The organism is Sphingosinicella sp. YJ22, assembly GCF_011320075.1.
Lineage (GTDB): Bacteria > Pseudomonadota > Alphaproteobacteria > Sphingomonadales > Sphingomonadaceae > Allosphingosinicella.
In genome coordinates this window covers 17,302-42,495 of record NZ_JAANPA010000030.1, presented here as the reverse complement: position 1 = coordinate 42,495, position 25,194 = coordinate 17,302, and the positions used below count along the sequence as shown (strand labels likewise).

The window sequence follows — 25,194 nt, the reverse complement described above, 5'->3', positions numbered from 1 at the left end:
GCAAGACCGGCCCGGAGGGGCACGGCCGCCTCGTCGCCCGCCTGTTCGACTTCCTCAATCAGGGCGACCACCGAATCCCGCAATCCTGGTATGCCGAGCAGCTCGCCCGCCTCGACAATGTCCAGGGCGACATCGACACGCTTGCCGACCGCCTCGCGGGGGTGCGCACCTGGGCCTATATCGCCCACCGCCACGACTGGCTTCACGCGCCCGCCGAGATGGCCGAGCGCGCCCGCGGCATCGAGGAGAAGCTGTCCGACGCGCTGCACGAGCGGCTGACCCAACGCTTCGTCGATCGACGCACCTCGGTCCTTCTGAAGGATCTCGGCCGCAAGGGCGGCGTCGACGAGCATCCGGTGATCGTCGACGAGCAGGGCGAGGTCACCGTCGGAAGCTATGCGATCGGCAAGCTCCAGGGCTTCCGCTTCGAGGTCGACCCGGCGGCCAAGCATGCCGACCGCAAAATGCTCCTCGCCACCGCCGAGCGCCGCCTCGCCGGCGAATATGAGAAGCGTGCCGCCGCGCTCGTCGCCGACACCGACGACCATTTCTCGCTGCGCAGCGAGGCGCCGCTGCCGCCGGCCATCCTGTGGCGCGGTCATGAGGTCGCCAGGCTGGTGCCTGGCAAGAACCTGCTCAGCCCGCGGGTCCAGCTCGACCGCCGGATCGACAGCGTCTCGGAGCGCGGCCGCGAAGCGGTGATCGACCGCCTCAAGGACTGGGTCGCGCATCAGGTCGAGCGCAGCCTCGCGCCGCTTCGCCAGGCCGGCATGGCGGGGCACGACCCCACCGCTCCGCCGGCTTTCCGCGCTGTGCTGGCGATGCTCGTCGACGACGGCGGCATCATCGACCGGGAGACGGTCGCCAAGCCACTGGAGTCGCTCGACCGCGATCATCGCCGCAAGCTCCACGCCCTCGGCATCCGCATCGGCGCGCTCGACCTGTTCATGCCCGCGGTTCTGAAGCCCGAGGCGATGCGCTGGCGCGCCGCCCTGCGCGCCGCCGCGGCCGGAGCGCCAATGCCGTGGCTGCCGCCGCCCGGCTCGGTGGTGCTGCCGGCCAATGGCGACGTCGCCGCCACCGGCCGCCTCGGCTTCCGCCGGGTGGGGCCGCAGCTGCTCCGAGTCGACATGGCCGAGCGCATGGCCGCCCACGCCCACGAGGCGCGCGCCGGCAAGCAGGAAGCGGTGGTCAACGTCGCCCTCGTCACCTCGCTCGGCCTCACCCCCGACGCGGTCACCAGGCTGATGCGCGACGTCGGCTTCCGCGCCGAGGGCGAGGAGCGCGGCTGGGTGTGGCGCGGCCGCGCCCGCCGCCGCAAGGAACATGTCGGGCCGATCTCGCCCGCCTTCGCCGCGCTCGCCGGGCTGGCGCGTGGCTGATCCCGCCGCCGCCCGCCTCAGGCTCGACAAGTTCCTGTGGTTCGCGCGGATCGTGAAGACTCGCTCGGCGGCTCAGGCCGTGGCGGAGCAGGGCCGGCTGCGCGTCAATGGCCGCGTCGTCGACCGCAGCCACGCCCCGGTCGGCGTCGGCGACGTGCTGAGCTTCGCCATCCACGGCAAGGTCCGAGTCCTGAGGATTGAAGCGCTCCCCGCCCGCCGGGGCCCGCCCGCGGAGGCGCGCCTCCTCTACAGCGAGATCGAGGGCTAGGCCGCGGCCTGGCTCCGAGTGACCTCCCCAAAGGCCTGGCTCACCGACGCGAAGCCGTAAGGCTTCGAGATCATCCGGAACTTGTTGGCGGCGCCGCGCACCACCTCCTCGCTATAGCCGCTGGCAAGCAGGATCGGCAGGTCGGGGAAGTCCTTCCTCACGTGGTTGGCGAGCTCGACTCCGCTCATTCCCGGCATCACCACGTCGGTGAACAGGAGATCGAAGCTCTCCTTGTCGAGCACGGCCAGCGCCGCCTCGCCCGATTCCGCGCTGGTCACCGCACAATGCATTTCTTCGAGGAGATGCTCGGCAAAGCGGCGGACCTGCTCATTATCCTCGACCAGCAGCACGCGAAGACCGGCGAACGGCAGGCTCGGCGCCTCGGTGGAGTCGTCCTCTTCCGCGGCCTTGTCGCTGCGCGGCAGGACGATGCACAGCCGCGTTCCCTCGCCGGGCCGGGAGGAGATTTCCGCGCGGCCGCCGGTCTGGGCGGCGAAGCCGTGGATCTGGGACAGGCCGAGGCCGGTTCCCTTGCCGACCGGCTTGGTCGTGAAGAACGGTTCGAAGACTCGCTCGACGACCTCGGGCGGCATGCCCTCGCCAGTGTCCTCGACCTCGACCGAGACCTCGTTGCTCGCCGGCCGGTTGCGCGTCCTGAGCACCAGCGTGCCGCCGTCGGGCATCGCGTCGCGGCCGTTGATCGCGGCGTTGAGCAGGGCGGTCTCGAGCTGCGTCACGTCGACCTCAACCAGCCACAGCTCGGGGTCGAGGTCGATGCTCACCTCATATTTGCTTCCGAAGGTGCGCTGGACCATCTCCGCGAAGGCGTCGAGCCGAACGTTGAGCTGCAGCACTTCCGGCTTCAGCGCCTGGCGCCGGCCGAAGGCGAGGAGGTGGCTGGTGAGCGCCGTGGCACGATCCGCCGTCTCGATGATCGAGCCGAGATAGCGCTCGCGCTTATCGATGCTGAGGCCCGGCCGCAGCAGAAGCTCGGCGGAGCCGCGGATCACCGTCAGCAGATTGTTGAAGTCGTGGGCGATGCCGCCGGTGAGCTCGCCCAATGCCTGCAGCTTCTGCGACTGGTAGAGCGCCGCCCGCGCTTCCTCCAGCTCCTCCTCGGCCTTCTTGCGCTCCGTGATGTCGCGCGTGATCTTGGCGTAGCCGCTCAGTTCGCCGGCCTCGTCATAGATCGGGTCGAGCAGCACGCTGGCCCAGAACCGCGTGCCGTCCTTGCGGACCCGCCACGCCTCCTTCTCATATTTGCCCTTGGCGCGCGCCGTTTCCAGCGCCCGCTCCGGCTCGCCCGCGGCCCGATCCTCGTCGGTGTAGAAGCGGGAGAAATGCTCGCCGACGATCTCCTCGGCGCGATAGCCCTTGATGAGCTGGGCGCCTGCATTCCAGTTGGTCACCCGGCCATCGGCGTCGAGCATGTAGATGGCGTAATCCTTGACGCCCTGGACGAGGATGCGGAACCGTTCCTCGCTCTCTCGCAGAGCCTGGTCGGCGCTTCGCCTCTCGGTGAGGTCGCGGGTAATCTTGGCGAAGCCGACGACGTCGCGGTCGGCATTATAGATCGCGTCGACGACGACATGGGCCCAGAAGCGCGTGCCGTCCTTGCGCAGCCGCCAGCCCTCGCCCTCGAACCGGCCCTCGCTGGCGGCGGTGGCGAGGATTCGCTGCGGCAGGCCGGCGTCGCGGTCCTCGGGCAGGAAGAAGGTGGCGTAGGGCTTGCCGACGATTTCCTCGGCCTCATAGCCCTTGAAGCGCTTGGCGCCCGGGTTCCAGGTGGCGATCGTGCCGTCGGCCTCGATCATGTAGATGGCGTAGTCGACCACCGAATTGACGAGCAGCTGGAAGCGCTGCTCCTGGAGGTCGGCGGAAGATCGAGCCATCATGTATCCCGTGCTCGGCGCCGCGGCCCCCGCGCGCCATCAACGTTCCCCGCCCGGTTCGCGGTCCTAGCGGCCTCGGCGTTGAAATCCAACGCTTGTTGGCGCTGTCGGGGTCCCGGTCCGAACCATGGCGCACAAGGTGCGTTGACGAGGCGCGGCGGCCACGCCTAGGGATTGCGCCGTCCCCTCGGGAGAGAAGCGAGAAACCATGACCTACGTCGTCACCGATGCCTGCATCCGCTGCAAATATATGGACTGCGTGGAAGTGTGCCCGGTCGATTGCTTCTACGAGGGCGAGAACATGCTGGTGATCAATCCCAGCGAGTGCATCGACTGCGGCGTGTGCGAGCCCGAATGCCCCGCCGAGGCGATCCTTCCCGACACCGAGAACGGCCTCGAAAAGTGGCTGGAGCTCAACGCGACCTATTCGGCGGAGTGGCCCAACATCACCCGCAAGAAGGACAGCCCCGCCGACGCCGACGAGTTCAAGGGCCAGGACGGCAAGTTCGAGAAGTTCTTCTCCGCCGAGCCCGGCGAAGGCGACTGATCCGGCGCGATTGCGCCTGACGCCGAAGCACAATCCCGTCGCGCCCGGATGCGTTCCGGGCGTGCGCCCCTAGCTTTTTGACGAAGGCGGTGCTATATAGCCCCCGCCGGCGCGTGCAGCCGCCGGTTTCGCATCTGGGCAGACAGAGGTGCGCCGCGATAACCCGGGCAGGACGCGGCGCCGTCCAATTTAACGGAAGGCTGGATTGATGGCAGCGAAGGCGTTGAGCTTCGACGTTGGCGATTTTGTTGTTTACCCCAAGCACGGCGTCGGCCGTGTCATCGAGCTGCAAAGCACCGAGATTTCCGGCATGCGCCTGGAGCTGTACGTGCTCCGCTTCGAGAAGGAGCGCATGACTCTGCGCGTCCCGACCAACAAGGCCGAGAGCGTCGGCATGCGCAAGCTGTCGTCCGACAAGACCATGCAGGAAGCCCTCACCACCCTGAAGGGCAAGCCCAAGGTGAAGCGCACCATGTGGTCGCGCCGCGCCCAGGAATATGAGGCGAAGATCAACTCGGGCGACCTCGCGTCGATCGCCGAGGTGGTCCGCGACCTGTTCCGTCCCGAGGACGCGCCCGAGCAGAGCTATTCCGAGCGCCAGATCTTCGAGGCTGCCTCCACCCGCCTCGCCCGCGAGCTGGGCGCGATGGAGCAGATCGACGAGAAGGCCGCGCTTGAGAAGCTGCTCGACATCCTCAACAAGGCGTGGCTGGTCCACAACAAGGCGAAGATGGCCGAAGCCGCCGAATAAGCGGCTCTTCCATTCTGGACCTGCCAAGAGGGCGGCCCCTGACCGGGCCGCCCTTTTCGCATCTTGCCTCTGCCGCCGCACAGGTGTATTGCGTCAGCAACACAGCAGGGAGGCGATCATGCGGGCGATCTTGGCGGCTTTGGCGGGAGCGGCGGTGCTTGCCGCCTGCAACGTGACCGGCACCGATGCGCGGGTGATCGAGGCGAGCGGAGTTCAGGGCGCGCGCGATTTCCAAGTCGGCCAGTTCGAAACGGTCGAGCTCGCCGGCTCGCACAACGTCATCGTCACGGTCGGAGGAGCGCCGTCGGTCCGCGCCGAAGGCGACACCGCGGCGCTCGAGCGCCTCGACATCCGGGTCGAGGGCGGCCGGCTGCACATCGGCACCCAGCGCGGCACCACCTTCCGCGGCCCCGGCCTGGTCACCGTCCACGTCACCACGCCGAGCCTTCGCGGCGCCGAGATCGCCGGATCCGGCGACATGCAGGTGAGCGCGCTTCAGGCGGAGCGCTTCGAGGGCGGGATCGCCGGCTCGGGCAACCTCATTCTCCAGCAGATCGAGGCGCAGGCGGCCGAGTTCGAGATTGCCGGCTCCGGCAACGTCCGCGCCTCCGGCCGAGTCCGCGAGGCCAAGATCGAGGTGATGGGCTCGGGCAATGCCGAGCTGCCCGGCCTCCAGGCGCAGGACGCCGAGGTATCGATCGCCGGCAGCGGCAATGCCAACATGCACGCGAGCGGCACCGCGCGGGTCTCGATCATGGGCTCGGGCAACGTCACCGTCGCCGGCGGCGCCCGCTGCGACGTCAGGAAGATGGGCAGCGGCGAGGTGCGGTGCGGCTAGGCGCGTCAGCGATACCCGGGCCTAGTGCAGCTCGATGTGGGGATAGTCCTTCTTCTTCCAGTCCCCGCCCCATTCGATGTTGACGCCGAGCTCGCCCGCGACTCGCTTGAACACGTCGCCCATCTTGCGAAAGCTCTTCGTGTCGTCCCAGTTGACCGGGAACGGACATGCATCGAACGCATGCCCGAAGCCGTCCCCGTGCACGCGATGGTTGGAGTTGAACGGGTTGGACAGCCAAGTCACTTTCGCTTCGGCGGGCTTTGCATATTTGGCCGGTATGCCGAAGACGGCCAGCTGCTTTGCGCTGCGACCCTTGCCGTAGTTGATCATCATCTGCTCACGCGTGCGCACCGATCCTTCCAGCACGACAAAGTCGACTTCCTCGATCGCGGCCTCGATGAGCTTGATCAAATCAGGGTGAAGGCCCTTCATATTATTGCGGGAACGATTGCTTAGACTCGGCATGGCATTACTCCCCCTCTTTGAGTCTTGCTAAGGCAAGGTCGCAGGCTTCCGCTGACACTTCAAGCCGATTGATCGACGCCCGAATTTATTTGAATCTGGCCGGCGAGGCGCCCAAGCGCAATTAGATCAGCGCCAGGGCCGCCAGCATCTGGGCCAGGGCCGGCGGCAATGCCGCCGTCACGTCGCCGTCCGCCAGGTCGGCCGGCGCGTCCTCATGCGCCAGGTAGCGCCAGCCCTGGTGGGCGCGCTTGGGATGGGGCCGCACCGGCACCAGCTCGGCGTCCAGCCGGATGATCGTGCGCCGGTCCGCCTCGCGCTCCTCGAAGCCGAGGATGGTCTGGCGCGCGGTGATCCGGTGCTGGAGGATCCAGAAGATCGATCCGCCGACCAGCTCGTCGGCGCGCTTGGGCCGGAAGCGCGTGACGATCGGCACGATTCCGTTCGCGGCCCGCGCGGCCTGCCGCTTGCGCAGCGCGTCGAGGCTCGCGCAGCCGACCGCGACCTTGCTGATGTTGAGGCTGGGCACGCCGCTCACATGCCGAATTTGCCGCTGTCTATCAATGGCTTGCCAGCACCATTGACGGTTAACCATTGCACGGCATGATGGCCGCCATGGTTCGCCTGTCCGCCGCCCTCTTCGCTCTTCTCGCCATGACGCTTGGCGCCGGCGCCGCGGCCGCGGCCGAGCGTCGCTATGCCATCCAGGATTTCGACCGCATCGTCGTCGAGGGGCCGTTCCTCGTCCGCCTCGTCACCGGCCGCTCGACCTCGGCGGCGGCGCAAGGCTCGCAGCAGGCGCTCGACGGAGTCGTCGTCGACGTCCAGGGCACCACCTTGCGGGTGCGCCGCAACCGCACCGCCTGGACCGGCGCCCCGACCCGCGCCGTCGCGCCCGCCACCGTCACGCTCGTCACCCGCAACCTGCGCTCGGCGCGAGTCGTCGGCAGCGGCCAGCTCGACATAACCGGCCTCACCGGCCAGCGCGTCGACCTCGTCGTCCAGGGCAGCGGCCGCCTCAGCGCGACCGGAATCGACGCCGACAATCTCTCGGCCGGCCTCAGCGGCTCGGGGAGCATGGAGCTCGCCGGCACCGCCGAGACCTTCGCCGCCGACCTCCAGGGCTCCGGCTCGCTGCTCGCGCCCGGGCTCAGCGTCGAGACCGCGACGATCTCGGCGGTGACCACCGGCGACGTCGCGCTCCACGCCCGCCGCGCGGTCACGGTCAACGCCAACGGCCTCGGCGCGGTCGTTGTCGCCGGCCGCCCCGCCTGCACCGTGCGCGGCCCCGGCGCCAGCGAAGTGCGCTGCGGCACCGGGCGCTGAGCTAGCCCGCCCGCACCGGAAATCTCTGAGCGCACTGGTCGAGCAACGACGACGGCGTCCCGGCGAGGAACGCCCGCACCCGGTAACGCTCGCCCAGCCGCTCGGCCTCGTCGTTGGTCCGCGCCTGCCGGGTCAGCTCCGGCGCGGCGGCGGCGAGCGCGCGCTCGGCGAGGTCCGACGCCGCCACCGCCTCGCGCGGGAAGTCGGCGGCGGTGCGGGCGACGAAGTCGGCAAGGCCGAAGCAGATCATTCCCGCCTCGAACGGCGCTTCCGGCAGCCGCCCCGCCGGCCGCCGCGCCTCGGGGAAGGCGGCGGCGCAGTCGGCCACCCGCGCCTGCCAGTCCTGCTCGCGAAGCTCGACCTGGGCGACTCCGGCGCGGCGGCTGACCGAGTCGAGCGCGCGCAGCTCGATGCGCTCGCGCCCTCGCGCGCTGGCGATCATCGCATAGTGGAGGATCTGCAGGAATGCGTCGAAGCTGCCCGGCGGAGTGGCGCTGTCGCGCTCGCGCAGCCGAATCACATGGACGGCGCTGCACAGGCCGGCCTGGGCCTCGAGCTCGCTGGGCCAGGCCGGCGCGGGCGGCTGGCACCCGGCGAGAGCGAGGCCGGCCAGCCCGAGCGCGGTGCGTCTCACCCCACCAGCCCCGACGCCACCGCGAGGCCGAGGAAGGCGAGGAAGCCCATCGAATCGGTGATCATGGTGAGGAACACCGACGAGGCCACCGCCGGGTCCTGGCCCCAGCGGTCGAGCGCGAGCGGCACGACCACTCCGGCGAGGCCGGCAATCAGGATGTTGATCAGCATCGCCGCCGCGATCACGCCGCCGAGCATCGGGTTGGCGAAGACCAGCGCCGCGCCGATTCCGATCAGCACGGCGATGGTGACTCCGTTCAGCAGCGCGACCCTGATCTCGCGCCAGATCGTGCGCAGGCTGTTGGATCGGGTGAGCTGGTTCATGGCCAGAGCGCGCACCGCCACCGCCATGGTCTGGGTGCCGGCATTGCCGCCGATCGAGGCGACGAGCGGCATCAGCACCGCGAGCGCCACCATCTGTTCGATCGCCCCGCCGAACAGGGCGATGATGAACGAGGCGACCAGGGCGGTGCCGAGATTGGCGATCAGCCAGCGGACGCGGGCGCGGTAGCTGTCGCGGATCGGCTGGTTGATGTCGCCCTCGTCGCCCGCGCCCGACATGAGCAGGACGTCCTCGCTCGCCTCCTCCTGGATGATGTGGACGACGTCGTCGACGGTGATCATGCCGACCAGCCGGCCCGACTGGTCGACCACCGCAGCGGATATGAGCGCATATTTCTGGAAGCGCAGCGCGACTTCCTCCTGGTCCATGTCGACCGGGATCAGGGTCTGCTCGCGCTGCATCAGGTCGCCGACCAGGATCGACCGCGGCGCGCGCAGGATCCAGGACAGGATGATGGTGCCGACCGGATGGTGCTGCGGGTCGACGACGAAGATTTCCCAGAAGTCGGTCGGCAAATCGTCCTGGCCGCGCAGGAAGTCGATGACGTCGCCGACCCGCCAATGCTCGGGCACCGCGACGACGTCGCGCCGCATCAGTCGGCCGGCCGATTCCTCCGGGAAGGACAGCGCTTCCTCGATCGCGGCGCGGTCGTCGGGATCCAATGCGCGCAGCACCGCGCGCTGCTCGTCTTCCTCGAGGTCCTCGATGATCGCGACCGCGTCGTCGGTCTCGAGCTCGCCGGCGATCTCGGCGACCTGGATCGGCGAGAGCGCGTCGATCAGCTCCTCGCGCACCCAGTCGTTCATCTCGGCGAGGACTTCGCCGTCCAGCTTCTCGGCGAGCGCCGCGGCGAGCCGGCGCCGGTCGTCGCTGTCGACCAGCTCGAACAGGTCGGCGATGTCGGCCGGATGGAGCCGGTCGACGAGCGCGCGCGCGCCTTCGTCGTCGCCTTCCGCGACGCGGGCGAGCACCGCGCTCACGAATTCCGGCTTCAGGCGGTCGTCGGCGTCGTGGCTGGGTTCGCGGGGAGCCTCGTGATGGCTCTCCCCCACAAGCTCGCCCGGCGGCGTTTCGAGTTCTTCGCTCACACGCCTCCTCCCGCCGCTTGAGGTCCGGGGGGTTCCTAGGCGCGCCAAATGCCCGCCGCAACCCGCCCTGTTCCATTGCGTTCGGGAAGCGCCTAAGCCGCCGGCAAACCTGCCAGGAGTAAGAAATGTCCGACGAACTCAACACTCTCGTGCTCAACCTCGACAGCGGCGGCGATGTCGTCATTCGCCTTCGCCCCGACCTCGCGCCCGGCCATGTCGAGCGCATCAAGGAGCTGACCCAGGAAGGCTTCTACGACGGCGTCGTCTTCCACCGGGTGATCGACGGCTTCATGGCCCAGGGCGGCGACCCGACCGGCACCGGCATGGGCGGCTCCGACAGGCCCGACCTCAAGGCCGAGTTCAGCCGCGAGCCGCACGTCCGCGGAGTCGCGTCGATGGCGCGCGCGCAGAACCCCAATTCCGCCAACAGCCAGTTCTTCATCTGCCTTGATGACGCCCGCTTCCTCGACGGCCAGTACACCGTTTGGGGCGAAGTGACCGAGGGCATGGAGCATGTCGACGCGCTGCCCAAGGGCGAGCCGCCGCGCACCCCCGGCAAGATCGTCAAGGCGTCGCTGAGGGCGTGATCGAATGACTCGGCCCGTCACCCTGGTCACCGGCGCATCGGCCGGCCTGGGTGCCGAATTCGCGAGGCAGTGCGCGCGGCGGGGCGAAAGGCTCGCTCTTGCCGCGCGCCGCCGCGACCGTCTCGAGGCGCTCCAGCGCACGCTCGGCGGCGACATCCACATCTTCGAGGCCGACCTCGCCCGTCCCGGCGCGGCGACGAGCCTGATCGAGCAACTCGCCGCCGAAGGCCTCGAGGTGGCGACCCTCGTCAACAATGCCGGCTTTGGCCTCTCCGGCCGCTTCGAGGCGCAGCACCCGGCGCGCCAGGCCGAGATGATCGACCTCAACGTCCGCGCTCTGACCGAGCTGTGCCGCGCGGTGCTTCCGGCCATGCGCGCCCGCGGCTCGGGCGCGATCCTCAACGTCGCCTCGACCGCCGCCTTCCAGCCCGGCCCCAACATGGCGGTCTATTACGCGACCAAGGCCTATGTGCTGTCGCTGACCGAGGCGCTGCACGAGGAGTTGAAGGGCAGCGGCATCCGGGTCACCGTGCTCTGCCCGGGGCCCACCGAGACCGAATTCTTCGACGTCGCCCAAGTGCGCGGCGGGCCGCTGCGCCGGATGGCCGGCGACGCCGCCAGCGTCGTTCGCGAAGGGCTCGCCGGCCTCGATCGGGGCAGGGCGATCGTCATCCCCGGCCGCCGCAACAAGGTCGGCGCCCAGGCTCACCGCTTCGTGCCCCGCGCCGCGATGCGCCGCTTCATGGCGCGGCTCAAGGCGGACTGAGCCGCAACGCGGGCCGAATGGCTGGAACAGCGGTCCGGCCGATACGTTTTTGCACCACCAAGGCAGCGATCAGATCGACCGGCCGCGAGGCCGGGTTCCGGGGCAGGATCGCCGACGACGTCTCGCGACGCGCGGCGATCCTGCCCCTTCGCTTTACCTCAGCCGCTCAAGCGCCCAGACCGCCGCTTCCGCCACCACGGGGTCCTCGTCCTCGACCAGCTTCTGAAGCGGCGGGATGAGGTCGGGAAGGCCGCTATTGCCGGCGGCGATGGCGGCGTTGCGGACCATCCGGCCCCGGCCGATCCGCTTGATCGGCGATCCCGAGAAGACCTGGCGGAAGCCGGCATCGTCGAGCGCGAGCAGGTCGGCGAGGGCAGGGGCGGTCAATTCGGCGCGCGGCGCGAAGGCGGCGTTGGCGCGGGCGGCCTGGGCGAAGCGATTCCACGGGCACACCGCCAGGCAGTCGTCGCAGCCATAGATCCGGTTGCCGATCGCCGTCCGCAGCTCGTTCGGGATCGGGCCCTTATGCTCGATGGTGAGATAGGAGATGCAGCGCCGCGCATCGATCTGGAACGGCGCCGGGAAGGCGTTGGTGGGACAGGCGTCGAGGCAGCGCGTGCACGAGCCGCAACGCGGGGCGTGGGGCGAGTCCGGCTCCAGCTCGAGCGTGGTGAAGATCGCGCCGAGGAACAGCCAGGAACCGTCCTCGCGGCTGACCAGATTGGTGTGCTTGCCCTGCCAGCCGAGGCCTGCGGCCTCGGCAAGCGGCTTCTCCATCACCGGCGCGGTGTCGACGAACACCTTCAAGCTGTGTCCTGAGCCTGTCGAAGGGTCGCTCGGCACCTGCGCGACCATCCAGCGGGCGAGGTGCTTCAGCGCCTTCTTGACCGTGTCGTGATAGTCGCCGCCCTGGGCATAGACCGAGATCCGGCCGCGGTCGGGATGCTCCGCCAGCGCCAGCGGGTCGGCGGCGGGGGCGTAGCTCATGCCCAGCGCGATCACGCTCCTGACGTCCGGCCACAGCGACGTCGGCCGGGCGCGGCGCTCGGCGGTCTCCTCCATCCAGATCATGCTGCCATGGGCGCCGCGGTCGAGCCACTCGCGCAGCCGAGCGGCGCTCGCGGGCGCGGCGTCGGCCGGCGCGATGCCGAACGCGCAGAAGCCGAGCTCGCGTGCTTTGTCCTCGAGAAGGCGGCGGTCCATAGGCTTGCCATGTGGCATCGCCGGGCGATAGCACAAGCCATATCGGCGGGGAGTTTGGTGGGCGTGTCTGGCGGTTTAGCGATTGAGGCCAAAGGCCTTTTCAAGGCCTTCGACGGCAAGCCCGCGGTCAACGGCATCGATCTTCAGGTGCCGCGGGGCAGCATCTACGGAATCCTCGGCCCCAACGGCGCCGGCAAGACCACGACTCTGCGCATGCTTCTCGGCATCATCGAGCCCGACCGCGGCAGCCGCACCCTGCTCGGCCGCGACCGCCCGCTCGATGCCGCCCGCGAGGTCGGCTATCTGCCCGAGGAGCGCGGACTCTACCCCTCGATGCACTGCCGCGAGGCGATCGCCTTCATGGGCGCGCTTCGCGGCCTGCCGCTCGACGTCGGCCGCAAGCGCGGCGACGCGCTGCTTCGCGACAACGGCCTCGGCGATTATGCCGCCAAGCCGATCAAGAGCCTGTCCAAGGGCATGGCCCAGACCGTCCAGCTGTTCGGCACCATCGTCCACCAGCCCAAGCTGGTCGTCCTCGACGAGCCTTTCTCCGGCCTCGACGCGATCAACCAGGGCCGGCTCGAGCAGCTGATCCGCGACGAGGCGGCGGCCGGCACCACCGTCATCTTCTCGACCCATGTCATCCACCATGCCGAGCGGCTGTGCGAGCGGATCGCGATCATCGCCGACGGCTCGGTCCGCTTCGAGGGCGAGGTAGCCGCGGCGCGCGACCGGTTGCGGCCGCAGGTGCGCCTCAGGACCCGCCAGAAGGACGGCGCTTGGCGCGCCGCCTTGCCTGCCGAGGCGGTCCAGAAGGGCGAGGTCTGGCACTTCGAGCTCCCGCTCCAGGGCGTCGAGCCGCTGCTCAAGGCGCTGATGGACGGCGGCGCGGGCATCGAGGAACTGTCGATCGAGCGGCCCGGCCTTCACGACGCCTTCGTCCAGATCGCCGGTGAGAGCGCCGCCCGGCAGATCGAACGCGACCAGCTGGCGGACCTGGAGGCGGCGCAATGAGCAGCATCATGGAAGCCGCCTGGGTCATCGCTCGGCGCGACTTCATCGCCAGCGTCTACACGCGCAGCTTCATTTTCTTCATGCTGACCCCGTTGCTGGTCGTCGGCTTCTCGATCCTGATCGGCTTCGTCAGCGCCAGGTCCGACATGGAGGACATTCCCGTCGTCGCGGTCATCGCCGACAGCGAGACCGCCAACGCGCTCGACCAGGCGCGCGCCCATCTCACGTCGCTGACCAGCGAGCGGGCCTTCCCGTTGCTTCGCCGAATCGACGCGGCCGACAATGTCGGGGCGCAGGCGCGAATCCTCCTCGCCGACGAGGACGCCGGCCTGTCGGGCGTGTTCAGCGGCACCCTCGAGCGCCCGGTCCTGTCCGGCCCCGAGCGCATCGACGAGTTCGTCGGCGAGCGCATGACCCTGCTCGTCGAGCAGGCCCAGCGCAGCGCCGCGCTCGCCACGGCGTCGCCGGACTTCCGCCCGGCGGCGATCCAGCGCGACATCACCGGCGAGGCGGTCGGCAACCTCCGCGAGATCCGCACCGGGGTGGCGCGGTTCGGCCAGTTCATCATCTTCTTCTTCACGCTTCTCTTGGCGACGATGCTTCTGTCGAACCTCATCGAGGAGAAATCCAACAAGGTGATCGAGGTGCTCGCCGCCGCGGTGCCGCTCGACGCCATCTTCCTCGGCAAGCTCATGGCCATGCTCGCCGTGTCGCTGGTCGGTATCGCCTTGTGGGGCGGCGTGTTCGCGCTCACCGCCGCCTTCTCGCTGCAGCTGCTGCCGGAGGGCGTCGAGCTCCCGGCCATCTCGCCGGCGGTCGGCTGGGGCGTCTACGCCATCCTGCTGCCAATCTATTACACGATGAACTACATGCTGCTCGGCTCGCTGTTCCTCGGCATCGGCGCCCAGGCCAACAGCGTGCGCGAGGTGCAGACCCTCAATATGCCGGTCACCTTCCTCCAGATGGGCGTGTTCGTGCTGGCGATGCTGGTGGTCGGCAACAAGGGCGGGATCCTGCCGATGATCGCCTACATCTTCCCGTTCACCTCGCCGCTGGCGATGATCGCCGAGGCCGGCCAGTCGCCGGCTTTGTGGCCGCATCTCCTCGCCATCGCCTGGCAGGCCCTGTGGGTCTTCCTGATCATCCGGATCTCGGCCGGCATGTTCCGCAGGACGGTTCTGAAATCGGGCGGCGAGCTGCGCATCATGCCGCGGCTGTCGCTGGGCCGGCGCCGGGGCTGATCCCGGCGCGGCGATTGGCGGAGACGGAGGGATTCGAACCCTCGGTAGGAGTAATCCCCCTACGGCGGTTTAGCAAACCGCTGGTTTCAGCCACTCACCCACGTCTCCGCGAACGGCCGGAGCGATGCCTATAGTGAGGCATTCCTGCCTCTTCAACTGGGCAATCGGCTTCGGTCCGGCGCAATTCCGACTCGCCTCGCCGCCCATTCATGGACGCGAAAGCCCAGGCATGATCATGGTCTTAGCAGGCGTGTAATGCGTAACCTGCGGGGGTTTTCGCCATGAAGAGGGCGTTCGTACATCTGGCCGCGTTGGCGGCTTTCGTCTCACTGCCCGGCACCCTGTCGGCGCAGGTCCAGAATGTCGATCCGGACACCGGCGCCGGCTGGCAGCAACCGGCCGAGGATCCGTACGCGCAGCAGCCGGCCGAGACGCCGCCGGCGGGCGACGAGTGGACCCCGCTCGGCACCGCCGAGGACGAGGCTGCGGCCGCCGACTCGACGCCGGTCGAGACCGCGCCCGCGACGCCGCCCGTCCAGACCACCACGGCCGCGCCCGGCCAGACGGTCCCGCGCGACGATATCTTCCAGGCCGCCGAGGGCCTGTTCGGCCGCGGCGCCGAGGGTCTCGCCGGGATCCTCGAGGACATCCTTCGCGATCAGGGCGAGCCGATCGCCTATATTTCCGGCCAGGAGGCCAGCGGCGCCTTCATCGTCGGAGCGCGCTGGGGCTCGGGCGTGATGCGCCACCAGATCGAGGGCGACCGGGTCGTCTACTGGACCGGCCCGTCGGTCGGTCTCGATGCCGGCGCCGACGCCAGCAAGGTCTTCATCCTGGTCTACAACCTCTATGACGGCCAGCAGCTGTTCCGCCGCTATCCGGGCGGCGAGGGCCGCGCCTATTTCGTCGGCGGGTTCAGCGCCAACTATCTGCGCCGCGGCGACGTCGTGCTGATCCCGATCCGCCTCGGAGTCGGCGCCCGGCTGGGCGTCAATGTCGGCTATATGCGCTTTTCCGAGCGCAACCGCTGGCTGCCCTTCTGACCGACTAGCCCCGGCTCCGGCCGGGGCGCGTCATCCGGCGAACCGCCAGCGCAGCGTCTCGCCGGCGTGGAAGGGGACGACGCTCGTCCCCGCCGCCGGCAGGCTGTCCGGCACCGCCTGCTCCTCGCGCACCAGCGTCACCCGCGCCTGGTTGAGCGGCAGGCCGTAGAATAGCGGGCCATTCTCCGACGCGAACGCCTCGAGCTTGTCGAGCGCGCCTTCCTCCTCGAACACGGTGGCGTAGCTTTCGAGCGCATAGGGCGCGTTGAAGATTCCGGCGCAGCCGCAGCCGCTCTCCTTGGCCTCCAGCGCGTGCGGCGCGCTATCGGTGCCGAGGAAGAGTTTGGGCGAGCCCGACGTCGCCGCCCTGCGCACCGCGAGCCGATGCTTCTCCCGCTTCGCGACCGGCAGGCAGTAGGCGTGCGGCCTCAGCCCGCCGGCGAAGATCGCGTTGCGGTTGATGATGAGATGCTGGGGAGTCACCGTTGCGGCGATGTTCGGCCCCGCCGCCATGACGAAATCGACGCCTTCCGCAGTGGTGATATGCTCGAACACGATCTTGAGCTCGGGCAGGTCGCGCACCACCCGCGACAGCACCCGCTCGATGAACACCGCCTCGCGGTCGAACACGTCCACGTCGGGATCGGTCACCTCGCCATGGACGAGCAGAGGCATCCCGATCGCCTGCATCCTCTCCAGCACCGGATAGATGTTGGCGATGTCGGTGACGCCATGGGCGCTGTTGGTGGTGGCGTTGGCCGGATAGAGCTTGCACGCGGTGAACACGCCGGCGCTATGGCCGCGCGCGATCTCGTCGGCATCGGCGTCGTCGGTCAGATAGCAGGTCATCAGCGGCGTGAAGTCCGCCACTTCCGGAAGCGCAGCGAGAATTCGCCCGCGATACGCCTCGGCCGCGGCCACGGTGGTCACCGGCGGCGCCAGGTTGGGCATCACGATCGCCCGGGCGAACTGCCGCGCGGTATGGCCCGCGACCGCCTTCAGCATCGCCCCGTCGCGAAGGTGGACATGCCAGTCGTCGGGGCGGCGGATGGTGATGCTGTCGGTCATGCAGGCGCTGTGCCCTTCTTCGCCCCTCCCTTTCAAGGGAGGGGTTGGGGTGGGTGCGCGCGTCTGCGCGCCAATAGACTCGATCACGGTGAATTGCAGCGCTTCGGAGGCATCGAGCCTCCTCACCGCTACCCACCCCCGACCCCTCCCTTGAAAGGGAGGGGTGAGAAGGCGCATCTCCCCACCATGCCCACCACCACGCTTACCGACCGAGCCCTCGTCCGCCTCTCCGGGGAGGACGTGCGCGGTTTCCTCCAGGGGCTCGTCACCAACGACGTGACCCTGCTCGCGCCCGACAAGCCACTCTGGGCGGGGCTTCTCAGCGCACAGGGGAAGGCGCTGTTCGACTTCATCCTGTGGGCGGACGGCGACGACGTGCTGGTCGACTGCGAGGCGGACCAGGCCGAGGCCCTGGCTAAGCGCCTCAAGCTCTATCGCCTGCGCCGCCCGATCGCGATCGAGCTTGAGCCGGCACTCGCGGTTCACTGGGCGCCCGGCGGCGACCAGGGCAGTCCCGACCCCCGCCTTCCGGCGCTCGGCCGCCGCTGGCTTGCGTCCGCCACGGATCCTGCCACTGGCTGGCGCGAGCACCGCCTTCGCCTCGGAGTCACCGAAGGCGCCGCAGAACTAGGCCAGGACAAGACGCTCTGGCTCGAATGCAACGCCGCCGAGCTCAACGGAGTCGCCTTCGACAAGGGCTGCTATGTCGGCCAGGAGAATACCGCGCGGATGAACTGGCGGCAGAAGGTCAACCGCCGCCTCGTCGTCGTGCCCGCCGCCGAGCCCGGCCCGCGCACCCGGATCCACTATCCCGATCTCGCCCTCGCCGTCGATCATCGCCGCGTCGATGACTTGGGCGGCGCGATCATTCCGGACTGGTTAAGCTCCGCTCTGGCTTCCTCCTGACTCGGGCGAGACGCGGCGGCGGGCCGTCTCTTGCTTGCGGGCATGTTATGACATAACATGCTGTCCCGGGGCGATGGTTCAGGAGGAGGACCTATGCGCAAGCTCGGACGCATCGCGGCACGCCGCAATCTCATCGTCACCGCCAGCCTCGCCGCCGTCGCCGTCGCCGGCCTCGCCGCGCTCGGGCCGCTGCCCGGCCCGGCCAATGCGAACCTTCAGCAGGGCCAGAGCGGCGGCCTCGTCGCCTTCCGTTCCGACGACGAGCTTCGCAGCTTCCTTCGCCAGCGGCAGCAACAGCGCCGGCGCGGGGCAAGCGTCGCTTACGATATGGCGGTTCCCGCGCCGGCCGCGCCCGCCGCGACGGCGCAAGAATCGGCGGGCCTCGTCGCCGCCGAGCCGGGCATCACCAACACCCAGGAAGCCGGCGTCGACGAAGGCGGCATCGTCAAGACGTACCGCGACATGCTCGTCATCCTTCGCCGCGGCCGCATCTTCACCGTCTCGCTGGCCGACGGATCGATGCGTCCGATCGACTCGATCGACGCCTTCCCGCCCGGCGTGAATGCGGGCAGCGACTGGTATGACGAGATGCTGGTCGCCGGCGACCGGGTCATCGTCATCGGCTACAGCTACGGCCGCGGCGGCACCGAGGTGAACCGCTTCCGGATCTCGCCCGACGGGCGGCTGCGCTTCGAGGACGCCTATCACCTGCGCTCCAACGATTATTATTCGTCGCGCAACTACGCCTCGCGGCTGATCGGCAACCGGCTCGTCTATTATACGCCGCTCTACCTCGGTTACGGCAGCGGCGATCCGCTCGACGCCCTGCCGGCGGTGCGCCGCTGGCGCGGCGACAACGACCGCGCCGCCTTCCGCCGGATCGCCGATTCCCGCCGCGTCTATATCGCGCCCCGCCTGCGCGACGACCGCGACGCGAATCTCGACGCGTTGCACAGCGTGATCAGCTGCGATCTCACCGCGCCGGAGCTCGATTGCGACGCCACCGCGGTGCTGGGTCCGTCGTCGCGCACCTTCTACGTGTCCGGCAACGCGGTCTATCTGTGGATCGCCGACTGGCGCCAAGACCCGAAGCAGCGCCGACCCGGCTCCTATCTCTACCGCCTGCCGTTCGACGAGGAGGCGCGGCCGGCGGCGATCGCCGCGCGCGGCGCACCGACCGATCAATTCTCCTTCCGCGAGGACGCGCGCGAAGGCCGCGTCGACGTTCTGGTCCGCTCCGAAGGCGGCGGCGACGCGATGTGGCGGCCCGAGTTCAGCGCCGGCCGAGTCGCCTTGCTGCAGGTGCCGTTCGGCGCGTTCGGCGACGGCTCCGACGAAGCGCCGGCGCGCTTCTACCGCGATCTGCCGCCGCCGCGCGGAGCCGGCTACGAATTCCACAACCGGTTCGTCGGCGACTATGTCCTCTACGGCACCGGCGGCTCCTACGGACGGCCGCGCGACGGCGCCGGCTGGGTCACCGCCGCGTCGGTAAGCGGCGGGCCGGCGCACGAGCTTGCCCTGGCCCATGACGTCGAGCGGATCGAGGTGCTCGGCCGCGACGCCCTCGTGGTCGGGGGCGGAGGCCGGGATCTCGGCTTCACCGAGATCGACCTGTCCGGCCGCGATCCGGGCGTCGGCAGCCGCTACGTCCACCAATCCGCCGGCCAGGGCGAATCGCGCAGCCACGCCTTCTTCTACAGCCCCGATCCGGGCAGCCGCGACGGCGCCTCGGGAACCCTCGGCCTGCCGATCGCCAAGGCGGTGGAGGAGCGCTACCGCCGCTTCTTCGGAAGCGCCGCGACGATGCTGTTCCTGCGCCGCGACTCGCACCGCTTCAGCCCGGCCGGCGAGCTCGACGCCCAGCTCGCCCACATCGCCGACGACGGCTGCCGGGCGTCCTGCGTCGACTGGTACGGCAACGCCCGGCCGATCTTCTGGCGCGGCCGCATCTTCGCCCTGCTCGGCTACGAGCTGGTCGAAGGGCAGATGACGGGCGGCCGAATCCGCGAGACGGCCCGAACCAACTTCGCCCCGCGCGTCGCGGTGTCGCAGCGCCGGGAGGAGTAGGCCGGCTCAGTCTCCGGTCTTGGCGAGCGCCAGCATGTGGCGGGCGATCTCGCGCTCGCCCATCACCACATGGGCCGCGCCGAGGCGGCGGAGATGCTCGACCTCCTCGTCGCTATGGGCGCGGGCGATGACCTCGATGCCGGGATTGATGCGCCGCGCCCGCTCGGCGATCGCGCCCGCCTCGAACCCTTCCGGGATGGCAATCAGCAGGCCGGTGGCGCGCTCGATGCCGGCCTCGCGCAGCACGTCCTCGCGGGCCGCGTTGCCGTGCACCGCGCTCATGCCGTCCGCGGCCGCCCGTGCCGCCATGTCGGACTGATCCTCAACGATGACGAACCCGCGCGACGCCTCGCGCAGGCCGGCGGCGATGAGGCTGCCGACGCGGCCGTAGCCGATCAGGATCAGGTGATCCTCGCGCCGTTCTTCCTTCTGCTCCTCGACCGCCGCGGCGAACTCGGCGGCGGTCCCGCCGGCGCGGACGCCGCGCTGCCCGCGCGACGCGACCGCGGTGAAGATGAACGGGTTCAACAGGATCGACAGGATCGCGCCGGCCAGGATCAGGTCGCGGCCCTCGTCGGGCAGGATTCCGAGGCCGGTCCCCAGCCCCGCAAGGATGAACGAGAATTCGCCGATCTGCGCGAGGCTGGCTGAGACGGTCAACGCAGTCTGGTTGTCGTGCCCGAACAGCCGCACCAGCGCGTAGGCGGCGAGCGACTTGCCGACCACGATGATGGCGACCGTGGCGAGAAGCGGCAGCGGCTGCTCGACGATCACGGCCGGGTCGAACAGCATTCCGACCGACACGAAGAACAGCACCGCGAAGGCGTCGCGAAGCGGCAGAGTCTCCTCGGTGGCGCGGCGGCTGAGCTGGGTCTCGCCCAGGATCATTCCGGCGAAGAAGGCGCCCAATGCGAACGACACGCTGAACACGAAGGCCGCGCCGAACGCGACTCCGAGCGCGATCGCAAGCACGGCGAGGCGGAACAGCTCGCGCGAGCCGGTATGGACGACCCAGTGGAGCGCGGCCGGAATGAGGCGGCGCCCGACGATCAGCATCAGTGCGACGAAGCCGGTGACCTTGAGCACGGTGCCGAGCAGCGAGGCGGCGATCGCGCTGCCGCCGCCCTCGGGCTGGTTCATCGCCGCGGCGATGCCGGGCAGGACGACCAGCGCCAGCACCATGGCGAGGTCCTCGACGATCAGCCAGCCGACCGCGATCCGGCCGCGCTCGGTCTGGACGAGGTTGCGGCTCTCCAGCGCACGCAGCAGCACCACCGTGCTCGCCACCGACAGAGCGAGGCCGAACACGAAGCCGGCGAGCAGCCCCCAGCCGAGCGCCCAGGCCAGCGCCATGCCCATCAGGGTGGCGACGGCGATCTGGGCGACCGCGCCCGGAACCGCGATCCGCCGCACCGACAGCAGGTCGCGCAGCGAGAAATGGAGACCAACTCCGAACATGAGCAGGATCACGCCGATCTCGGCGAGCTCCTGGGCGAGGCCGACGTCGGCGACCACGCCCGGCGTGAACGGGCCGACGATGACTCCGGCGAGCAGGTAGCCCGCGATCGGCGACACTTTGAGGCGCTGGGCGATCGCGCCCATCAGGAAGGCGGCGACGAGGGCGGCGACGATGGTGCCGATCAGCGGCGTGTGATGAGGCATCGCTCCCCCTCCTCAGTTGGTGCGGTCAAGCGGCGCATGCACCGGCAGTGCACGCGCTTCGGGTCTTATGGTCATGTCGAAGTCCTTCACCTCGGCGGCGCAATCGCGTTGCGCCCGGACGACGGAGCATCGGCGCTCCGCCGGATGACGGGGATCAGGAAATCGGGGGCGCCCGGGGCTGGGCCGCCGTGCGCCGAGGGCCGCCGCCTAGGTTGTGGCCGCGGTCGACGACGGCCGGCGCTGCCGCGGGTGCAAGGACCGGCATGAGCGCGGCGCGCGGCGGATCGGCGCGTCGGGTGAGCCCGGCCTTGGCCTGCTGGCGGGCGCGGGCGGGGGCGGTGCTCACCTCGACGGTGCTCGCGCTGAACGCGGAACCGCTCGTCCGAGTCCATGGCGCGCCCAATGGCAGCAGGGCATGGGTGAGGACGGTCAGCAGCAGCAGCCAGGCGGCAAGCATGCCGGCCGGCGGCGCTTTCCCGGGGGCGCGCGCTGCAGAGGAAACGCCGTTCGGCATCGTCCCTACCTAGGGGCTGATCCGCGTCGCGCAACGCATCTTCGTCAGCGCATTGCCCGACCGCCGCCGGAAAAAGGGCTTGGATCGGGGCCGGAACGAGCTGCCGCGATGATGTTGGAAACCCGTCCCGAAGTTGATCGTTACGGGGTAAAACCGAAATCCATCGAGGAATCGATGCCCGCGAATGACAATGAGCCGGCGGCGGGGCTGATCAGGAAGCTGCGCCGCCTCGCTCCACTGGACCCCGACGACCGGCAGCTGCTGGCCGCCTTGCCCTATCGCCCGGAGGCGGTGCCGGCCGGCCGGGTTCTGGTCAGCGAGGGCAGCATCGTCGCCCAATGCTGCCTGCTGGTGGACGGCTATGCCTGCCGCCACAAGACGAGCGCGGACGGCAAGCGCCAGATCGTCTCCTTCCATGTCGCCGGCGACCTGCTCGACGTCCAGCACCTGATGCTCGAGCGCGCCGACCACGATGTCGAGACGGTCACCGCCGCCGATATCGCCTGGGTGCCGGCCGACAGGTTGCGCGCCCTGGCCCTCGACCGGCCCAATATCGGCCAGGCGCTGTGGCGCGACGCGCTGATCGACGCGTCGGTGTTCCGCGAATGGGTGCTCAATGTCGGCCGCCGCGACGCCAGGACCCGCATCGCGCACATGCTGAGCGAGCTCGCCGCGCGAGTCCTCGCGGCCGGAGCGGCCAGCGAGGACCATCTGCTGCTGCCGCTGACCCAGGAGCAGATTGCCGACGCCACCGGCCTCACCGCGGTTCACGTCAACCGCATGCTTCGCCAGCTGCGCGAGGCCGGGGCGCTGTCCGTCGTCGCGAGAGGCGTGTGCATCGAGGATTTCGGCCGGCTGCGGGCGATCAGCAGCTTCGACCCGGCCTACCTCCACGCCGCGGCGTGAGGCTCCGCTTCACCCCGGTGCGCTGGCGAAGACCCCCGGGCCTCAGGTGACTTTTCGGTAGACGGTGTATCCGAGCACGAACAACGCGATTGCGATGATCAGCGCGATCCAGAACAGGATCTTCGCCAGGTCCCACGCCAGCCCGGCAATGGCGCCGAAACCGAGAATGCCGAGAACCAGCGCGACGACAGCAAAAACAGCGGCCCATTTGAGCATCGAGAATCTTCCTGTTGTGAGGGTTCGCTTTGTGAACGATGCAGCAGGTCGAAAGGTTCTCACTGGAGCCGCCTGATCTACAGCGGCCGCGGATCGCCCACCATGGGTGGAAAGCGGACATTGGCCACGCTTGCGCAATCGTGCCCCTTGGGTTCTACTCAGTGCGTGAGAATGGCGGCTGCCACATTCCTGGCGCTCTTGGCGGCGCCAATGCCGGCACTGGGGCAAGACTTTTCCTGCAGCAACAGGGCTGCGGAAATCCAGTGCGACGGCGCTCACTGTCGCGTGGAAACCGAAAGCTTCACCCCCATGCGCCTCACGCGCGTTGGCGATTCGATCTCCCTGTGCGCTTATTCAGCTTGCTGGGAAGGCCGGATCGACTTCGATCACGAACGTTCGGGCGTGCGATTCCTGCAAAGCCTGGTGCAGCGGAACGGCCCGGCTCATGAAGCGGAGGCCTCGACGCTCTCCATCATGGTCGGTCGCCGCAGCGAGACGGCGCAGATACACTGGAACGGAATCCTCAGCGTCCTCGAATGCGGTCCGCCACCCGCAGGGTGACCTTCTTCCGAGCCCGGATCACCGAAGTCCGCAATGGTCCAAAAGCCGTCGCTCAGGCTGAATGTCCGCTTCGGGTGGAAAGCGGGCGAGGACACAACTTGCGGGGACCGGCTTTGGCTTAGCTGACTATTCTTCCCCCAGGTACTGCCATCCCTCCCCCTCGCCTTCCGGCGGAACGATGAAGATGCGGTCCTGAATGCCCGGCGGATGCGGCCCTCCACTCAAGTCCGGCTTGCCCGGCGGTGGTTGCAATCTCAGGAACGTCTCTCGGGCTGCGGCAACTGCCTCATGGCGTGTCTGAAAGCGGCCGATTGCGTACCATTCGTTGGCAAAGACGTCCTTGCCTTCGACAAGCCACTTTTTCTGCATGGCACACGGCCCACCATTCTCGCGACATGCCCAAAGATGACTGGTAAACCGGACGTCCGCAATGGGTCGAAAGCGGATATTGCGCTCCTGGCGGCCCACTCCCCGCCCGTCACCCCGGGCTTGACCCGGGGTCCCGCTTCCTTCCCTGCTCGCGCGATGGACGAACGGCGTGGCGGCTGGGTGTACATCATGGCGGATCGCTACCGCGGCGCGATCTATGTCGGCGTGACCTCGAACCTTGCCGCCCGTATCCATAGGCACAAGGAGGGCACCGGCTCCGCGGGTGACCCTCACATGCGCTTGCGACTGAAGCGTCAGTCCAGCGTCTGCTGTAGCTTCACGTGGATCGGTCGCTTCGCGCGCCACCTCCTGCGCTCTCGGGCTCGACGCGCTTTGAAGAATGCCCCCACACCTGAAACCCCAGCAAGAAGCAGTGCGCCCCAGATCAGCAGTTCCTCGGGCAATATCACTCGGAGTTCTCCGCCCACTCGTGTTTCACCGTAAGCCTCAGCCGTTCGTTGACCGGCTTCGGATCATGGTCGGTTACAAGCTCGCGGCCGGCCTCTTGTAAACTGAATAATCGCCTGCGCGGACCCCGGCTCAGGATTCGCGTTACTCCTTCACCCGCACGGCTATCCGATTCTTGGCGGTGACATTGGCGAAAGCGGACCTTCCATCCGATCCCTGATCGAGCGTCCGCTTACGACCCATTGCGGACATTGAATGCGCCGTTACCCTCTTGTCCTATGGCATATACAGACAAGACTTCCCGCTGGTGGGCAGCCGTCGCGACGATAGGCGCGATCGCCATGCTGCTCGTTGCGTCTTTGGCCTACATCGCTTGGCTCTTACGCGACTGGTGAGCGTCCACTCTCCACCCGTAACGGACACTCCGGCCGCTGAAGCCGTAGGTCACCGGCAATCCTGCTGGAGGCCATCATGCTGCAACGACGCACGGGTTCTAAGCTCGCCCTAAAGCCGGTTCACGTGTGGGGCATCCGCATCCGACTTCAGGTCGCGAAGCGGCTCAGGGACCTCGCGCTGTTCGACCTTGCCTTGGACAGCAAGCTGCGGGCGTGTGACCTGGTGGCGCTCCGGGTGTCGGACCTGGTCTCAAACGGTAGGGTGCGGACGCGGGTGATGATCCTCCAGCGCAAAACCGGGCGGCCGGTTCAGTTCGAGGTGACCGAGCAGACGCGCCGCTCGTTGTCCGATTGGCTCGCCTGCCGCTCGCTCCTGGAGGAATGGATCTTCCCCAGTCGCCAGGGTCGCGGCCGGCATCTGAGCACGCGGCAATACGCGCGTAGGCTCAAGCACTGGGTCGCCCTGCTTGGCCTCGATCCGGCCGCCTACGGCACCCACAGCATGCGACGAACGAAGGTGTCCCTCCTGTACAAGAAAACTGGCAACCTACGCGCCTGCCAGCTGCTCCTGGGGCATACCAAGCTGGAGAGCACGGTCCGATACCTTGGGGTGGAGGTCGACGATGCTCTGGAGCTATCTGAGGCGCTGGAGCTGTGAGTGTCCACAATGGATGGAAA

The 25,194-nt window shown here is 68.8% G+C and carries 27 protein-coding genes, 1 tRNA gene and 1 pseudogene; 18 read left to right on the top strand and 11 right to left on the bottom strand.

The window, feature by feature from the left end; genetic code table 11:
- Positions 1–1,382, top strand: a pseudogene (locus tag G7B71_RS11345) (helicase); the annotation flags it as partial.
- Positions 1,375–1,650 (top strand): RNA-binding S4 domain-containing protein, encoded by a 276-nt coding sequence (locus G7B71_RS11340; protein ID WP_243406218.1) that lies wholly within the window; start codon positions 1,375–1,377, stop codon positions 1,648–1,650. The pseudogene G7B71_RS11345 and the gene G7B71_RS11340, both read left to right, overlap by 8 nt.
- Here the strand turns inward: G7B71_RS11340 and G7B71_RS11335 are convergent.
- The gene (locus G7B71_RS11335; protein WP_243406217.1) at positions 1,647–3,542 is read right to left on the bottom strand and encodes a PAS domain-containing sensor histidine kinase; all 1,896 of its coding nucleotides are present in this window, start codon (positions 3,540–3,542) and stop codon (positions 1,647–1,649) included. The two genes, G7B71_RS11340 and G7B71_RS11335, sit on opposite strands and share 4 nt — an antisense overlap.
- Positions 3,543–3,750: 208 nt before the next feature.
- Between G7B71_RS11335 and fdxA the strand changes: the two genes are divergently transcribed.
- From fdxA to G7B71_RS11320, 3 genes are all read left to right on the top strand, one after another.
- A complete protein-coding gene (gene fdxA, locus G7B71_RS11330; protein ID WP_166040941.1) occupies positions 3,751–4,089 on the top strand; it encodes a ferredoxin FdxA in 339 nt (112 codons plus the stop codon).
- A 208-nt stretch (positions 4,090–4,297) separates the two neighbouring features.
- Entirely contained in the window at positions 4,298–4,840 is a 543-nt protein-coding gene (locus tag G7B71_RS11325; RefSeq protein ID WP_166040939.1) for a CarD family transcriptional regulator, read from the top strand.
- 118 nt (positions 4,841–4,958) lie between these two features.
- Positions 4,959–5,678: a head GIN domain-containing protein gene (locus tag G7B71_RS11320; protein ID WP_166040937.1), complete on the top strand. Its 720-nt coding sequence runs from the start codon at positions 4,959–4,961 to the stop codon at positions 5,676–5,678.
- Between the two features lie 21 nt (positions 5,679–5,699).
- Here the strand turns inward: G7B71_RS11320 and G7B71_RS11315 are convergent, their stop codons facing one another.
- Positions 5,700–6,089, bottom strand: a complete 390-nt coding sequence (locus tag G7B71_RS11315; protein ID WP_207774779.1) for a M15 family metallopeptidase — start codon at positions 6,087–6,089, stop codon at positions 5,700–5,702.
- Positions 6,090–6,264: 175 nt separating this feature from the next.
- Entirely contained in the window at positions 6,265–6,669 is a 405-nt protein-coding gene (locus G7B71_RS11310; protein WP_347708450.1) for a DUF1489 domain-containing protein, read from the bottom strand.
- A gap of 86 nt (positions 6,670–6,755) precedes the next feature.
- Here G7B71_RS11310 and G7B71_RS11305 point away from each other — a divergent pair, with 86 nt between their 5' ends.
- The gene (locus tag G7B71_RS11305) at positions 6,756–7,466 is read left to right on the top strand and encodes a head GIN domain-containing protein (RefSeq protein ID WP_166040930.1); all 711 of its coding nucleotides are present in this window, start codon (positions 6,756–6,758) and stop codon (positions 7,464–7,466) included.
- 1 nt (position 7,467) lies between these two features.
- Here G7B71_RS11305 and G7B71_RS11300 read toward each other — a convergent pair whose 3' ends face one another.
- On the bottom strand, positions 7,468–8,100 hold the full coding sequence (locus tag G7B71_RS11300) for a hypothetical protein (protein ID WP_166040928.1): 633 nt from the start codon (positions 8,098–8,100) through the stop codon (positions 7,468–7,470).
- Positions 8,097–9,494, bottom strand: coding sequence for a magnesium transporter (gene mgtE, locus G7B71_RS11295; RefSeq protein WP_243406219.1), 1,398 nt, complete (start codon positions 9,492–9,494; stop codon positions 8,097–8,099). Before mgtE ends, G7B71_RS11300 begins: the two co-directional genes overlap by 4 nt.
- A 161-nt stretch (positions 9,495–9,655) precedes the next feature.
- Between mgtE and G7B71_RS11290 the strand changes: the two genes are divergently transcribed.
- Positions 9,656–10,117 carry a peptidylprolyl isomerase gene (locus tag G7B71_RS11290; RefSeq protein ID WP_166040924.1) on the top strand — a complete coding sequence of 154 codons (462 nt, stop codon included), beginning with the start codon at positions 9,656–9,658 and terminating at the stop codon, positions 10,115–10,117.
- A gap of 4 nt (positions 10,118–10,121) precedes the next feature.
- Positions 10,122–10,883: an SDR family oxidoreductase gene (locus G7B71_RS11285; RefSeq protein ID WP_166040922.1), complete on the top strand. Its 762-nt coding sequence runs from the start codon at positions 10,122–10,124 to the stop codon at positions 10,881–10,883.
- Positions 10,884–11,036: 153 nt separating this feature from the next.
- Here G7B71_RS11285 and queG read toward each other — a convergent pair whose 3' ends face one another.
- Positions 11,037–12,086 carry a tRNA epoxyqueuosine(34) reductase QueG gene (gene queG, locus G7B71_RS11280; RefSeq protein WP_166040920.1) on the bottom strand — a complete coding sequence of 350 codons (1,050 nt, stop codon included), beginning with the start codon at positions 12,084–12,086 and terminating at the stop codon, positions 11,037–11,039.
- Positions 12,087–12,149: 63 nt separating this feature from the next.
- Here queG and G7B71_RS11275 point away from each other — a divergent pair, with 63 nt between their 5' ends.
- Both G7B71_RS11275 and G7B71_RS11270 read left to right on the top strand, forming a co-directional pair.
- Positions 12,150–13,100, top strand: coding sequence for an ATP-binding cassette domain-containing protein (locus G7B71_RS11275; RefSeq protein WP_243406215.1), 951 nt, complete (start codon positions 12,150–12,152; stop codon positions 13,098–13,100).
- The gene (locus tag G7B71_RS11270) at positions 13,097–14,341 is read left to right on the top strand and encodes an ABC transporter permease (protein WP_166040916.1); all 1,245 of its coding nucleotides are present in this window, start codon (positions 13,097–13,099) and stop codon (positions 14,339–14,341) included. Before G7B71_RS11275 ends, G7B71_RS11270 begins: the two co-directional genes overlap by 4 nt.
- 15 nt (positions 14,342–14,356) lie before the next feature.
- On the opposite strand, the gene G7B71_RS11265 is transcribed toward G7B71_RS11270, so the two are convergent.
- A tRNA-Ser gene (locus tag G7B71_RS11265) sits at positions 14,357–14,449 on the bottom strand.
- A gap of 173 nt (positions 14,450–14,622) precedes the next feature.
- Between G7B71_RS11265 and G7B71_RS11260 the strand changes: the two genes are divergently transcribed.
- Positions 14,623–15,384: a DUF1134 domain-containing protein gene (locus G7B71_RS11260; RefSeq protein WP_166040914.1), complete on the top strand. Its 762-nt coding sequence runs from the start codon at positions 14,623–14,625 to the stop codon at positions 15,382–15,384.
- A gap of 30 nt (positions 15,385–15,414) precedes the next feature.
- On the opposite strand, the gene pyrC is transcribed toward G7B71_RS11260, so the two are convergent.
- Entirely contained in the window at positions 15,415–16,452 is a 1,038-nt protein-coding gene (pyrC, locus tag G7B71_RS11255) for a dihydroorotase (RefSeq protein WP_166040912.1), read from the bottom strand.
- A gap of 186 nt (positions 16,453–16,638) precedes the next feature.
- On the opposite strand from pyrC, the gene G7B71_RS11250 reads away from it, so the two are divergent.
- Positions 16,639–17,358 carry a folate-binding protein YgfZ gene (locus tag G7B71_RS11250; RefSeq protein WP_166040910.1) on the top strand — a complete coding sequence of 240 codons (720 nt, stop codon included), beginning with the start codon at positions 16,639–16,641 and terminating at the stop codon, positions 17,356–17,358.
- A 93-nt stretch (positions 17,359–17,451) separates the two neighbouring features.
- On the top strand, positions 17,452–19,425 hold the full coding sequence (locus G7B71_RS11245) for a beta-propeller domain-containing protein (RefSeq protein WP_166040908.1): 1,974 nt from the start codon (positions 17,452–17,454) through the stop codon (positions 19,423–19,425).
- Between the two features lie 6 nt (positions 19,426–19,431).
- Here the strand turns inward: G7B71_RS11245 and ybaL are convergent, their stop codons facing one another.
- The gene (gene ybaL / locus G7B71_RS11240; RefSeq protein WP_166040906.1) at positions 19,432–21,087 is read right to left on the bottom strand and encodes a YbaL family putative K(+) efflux transporter; all 1,656 of its coding nucleotides are present in this window, start codon (positions 21,085–21,087) and stop codon (positions 19,432–19,434) included.
- Positions 21,088–21,350: 263 nt separating this feature from the next.
- Between ybaL and G7B71_RS11235 the strand changes: the two genes are divergently transcribed.
- Together G7B71_RS11235 and G7B71_RS11230 are read left to right on the top strand one after the other, a co-directional pair.
- A complete protein-coding gene (locus tag G7B71_RS11235; RefSeq protein ID WP_166040904.1) occupies positions 21,351–21,614 on the top strand; it encodes a hypothetical protein in 264 nt (87 codons plus the stop codon).
- Positions 21,615–21,775: 161 nt separating this feature from the next.
- Positions 21,776–22,507, top strand: coding sequence for a Crp/Fnr family transcriptional regulator (locus G7B71_RS11230; RefSeq protein WP_166040901.1), 732 nt, complete (start codon positions 21,776–21,778; stop codon positions 22,505–22,507).
- Positions 22,508–22,549: 42 nt separating this feature from the next.
- Here the strand turns inward: G7B71_RS11230 and G7B71_RS11225 are convergent, their stop codons facing one another.
- On the bottom strand, positions 22,550–22,723 hold the full coding sequence (locus G7B71_RS11225; protein ID WP_166040899.1) for a DUF1328 domain-containing protein: 174 nt from the start codon (positions 22,721–22,723) through the stop codon (positions 22,550–22,552).
- Between the two features lie 171 nt (positions 22,724–22,894).
- On the opposite strand from G7B71_RS11225, the gene G7B71_RS11220 reads away from it, so the two are divergent.
- Positions 22,895–23,284 (top strand): hypothetical protein, encoded by a 390-nt coding sequence (locus G7B71_RS11220; RefSeq protein ID WP_166040897.1) that lies wholly within the window; start codon positions 22,895–22,897, stop codon positions 23,282–23,284.
- A gap of 126 nt (positions 23,285–23,410) precedes the next feature.
- Here G7B71_RS11220 and G7B71_RS11215 read toward each other — a convergent pair whose 3' ends face one another.
- Complete coding sequence (locus G7B71_RS11215) at positions 23,411–23,653, bottom strand: hypothetical protein (protein ID WP_166040895.1); 243 nt, start codon at positions 23,651–23,653, stop codon at positions 23,411–23,413.
- Between the two features lie 156 nt (positions 23,654–23,809).
- On the opposite strand from G7B71_RS11215, the gene G7B71_RS15835 reads away from it, so the two are divergent.
- Positions 23,810–24,157 carry a GIY-YIG nuclease family protein gene (locus G7B71_RS15835; protein WP_166040893.1) on the top strand — a complete coding sequence of 116 codons (348 nt, stop codon included), beginning with the start codon at positions 23,810–23,812 and terminating at the stop codon, positions 24,155–24,157.
- Positions 24,158–24,592: 435 nt separating this feature from the next.
- The gene (locus tag G7B71_RS11205; protein WP_166040891.1) at positions 24,593–25,174 is read left to right on the top strand and encodes a tyrosine-type recombinase/integrase; all 582 of its coding nucleotides are present in this window, start codon (positions 24,593–24,595) and stop codon (positions 25,172–25,174) included.
- The last annotated feature ends 20 nt before the right edge of the window (positions 25,175–25,194 follow it).

What these genes read in the sequence shown, in the direction of transcription:
- ybaL (WP_166040906.1), bottom strand. Translation starts at nt 21,087, where the DNA reads ATGCCTCATCACACGCCGCTGATCGGCACCATCGTCGCCGCCCTCGTC.
- G7B71_RS11285 (WP_166040922.1), top strand. Translation starts at nt 10,122, where the DNA reads ATGACTCGGCCCGTCACCCTGGTCACCGGCGCATCGGCCGGCCTGGGT.
- G7B71_RS11245 (WP_166040908.1), top strand. Translation starts at nt 17,452, where the DNA reads ATGCGCAAGCTCGGACGCATCGCGGCACGCCGCAATCTCATCGTCACC.
- G7B71_RS11250 (WP_166040910.1), top strand. Translation starts at nt 16,639, where the DNA reads ATGCCCACCACCACGCTTACCGACCGAGCCCTCGTCCGCCTCTCCGGG.
- G7B71_RS11270 (WP_166040916.1), top strand. Translation starts at nt 13,097, where the DNA reads ATGAGCAGCATCATGGAAGCCGCCTGGGTCATCGCTCGGCGCGACTTC.
- G7B71_RS11335 (WP_243406217.1), bottom strand. Translation starts at nt 3,542, where the DNA reads ATGGCTCGATCTTCCGCCGACCTCCAGGAGCAGCGCTTCCAGCTGCTC.
- G7B71_RS11215 (WP_166040895.1), bottom strand. Translation starts at nt 23,653, where the DNA reads ATGCAGAAAAAGTGGCTTGTCGAAGGCAAGGACGTCTTTGCCAACGAA.
- G7B71_RS11305 (WP_166040930.1), top strand. Translation starts at nt 6,756, where the DNA reads ATGGTTCGCCTGTCCGCCGCCCTCTTCGCTCTTCTCGCCATGACGCTT.
- G7B71_RS11220 (WP_166040897.1), top strand. Translation starts at nt 22,895, where the DNA reads ATGGCGGCTGCCACATTCCTGGCGCTCTTGGCGGCGCCAATGCCGGCA.
- G7B71_RS11325 (WP_166040939.1), top strand. Translation starts at nt 4,298, where the DNA reads ATGGCAGCGAAGGCGTTGAGCTTCGACGTTGGCGATTTTGTTGTTTAC.
- G7B71_RS11225 (WP_166040899.1), bottom strand. Translation starts at nt 22,723, where the DNA reads ATGCTCAAATGGGCCGCTGTTTTTGCTGTCGTCGCGCTGGTTCTCGGC.
- G7B71_RS11290 (WP_166040924.1), top strand. Translation starts at nt 9,656, where the DNA reads ATGTCCGACGAACTCAACACTCTCGTGCTCAACCTCGACAGCGGCGGC.
- G7B71_RS11260 (WP_166040914.1), top strand. Translation starts at nt 14,623, where the DNA reads ATGAAGAGGGCGTTCGTACATCTGGCCGCGTTGGCGGCTTTCGTCTCA.
- pyrC (WP_166040912.1), bottom strand. Translation starts at nt 16,452, where the DNA reads ATGACCGACAGCATCACCATCCGCCGCCCCGACGACTGGCATGTCCAC.
- fdxA (WP_166040941.1), top strand. Translation starts at nt 3,751, where the DNA reads ATGACCTACGTCGTCACCGATGCCTGCATCCGCTGCAAATATATGGAC.
- G7B71_RS11230 (WP_166040901.1), top strand. Translation starts at nt 21,776, where the DNA reads ATGCCCGCGAATGACAATGAGCCGGCGGCGGGGCTGATCAGGAAGCTG.
- G7B71_RS15835 (WP_166040893.1), top strand. Translation starts at nt 23,810, where the DNA reads ATGGACGAACGGCGTGGCGGCTGGGTGTACATCATGGCGGATCGCTAC.
- queG (WP_166040920.1), bottom strand. Translation starts at nt 12,086, where the DNA reads ATGGACCGCCGCCTTCTCGAGGACAAAGCACGCGAGCTCGGCTTCTGC.
- G7B71_RS11320 (WP_166040937.1), top strand. Translation starts at nt 4,959, where the DNA reads ATGCGGGCGATCTTGGCGGCTTTGGCGGGAGCGGCGGTGCTTGCCGCC.
- G7B71_RS11235 (WP_166040904.1), top strand. Translation starts at nt 21,351, where the DNA reads ATGAGCGCGGCGCGCGGCGGATCGGCGCGTCGGGTGAGCCCGGCCTTG.
- G7B71_RS11205 (WP_166040891.1), top strand. Translation starts at nt 24,593, where the DNA reads ATGCTGCAACGACGCACGGGTTCTAAGCTCGCCCTAAAGCCGGTTCAC.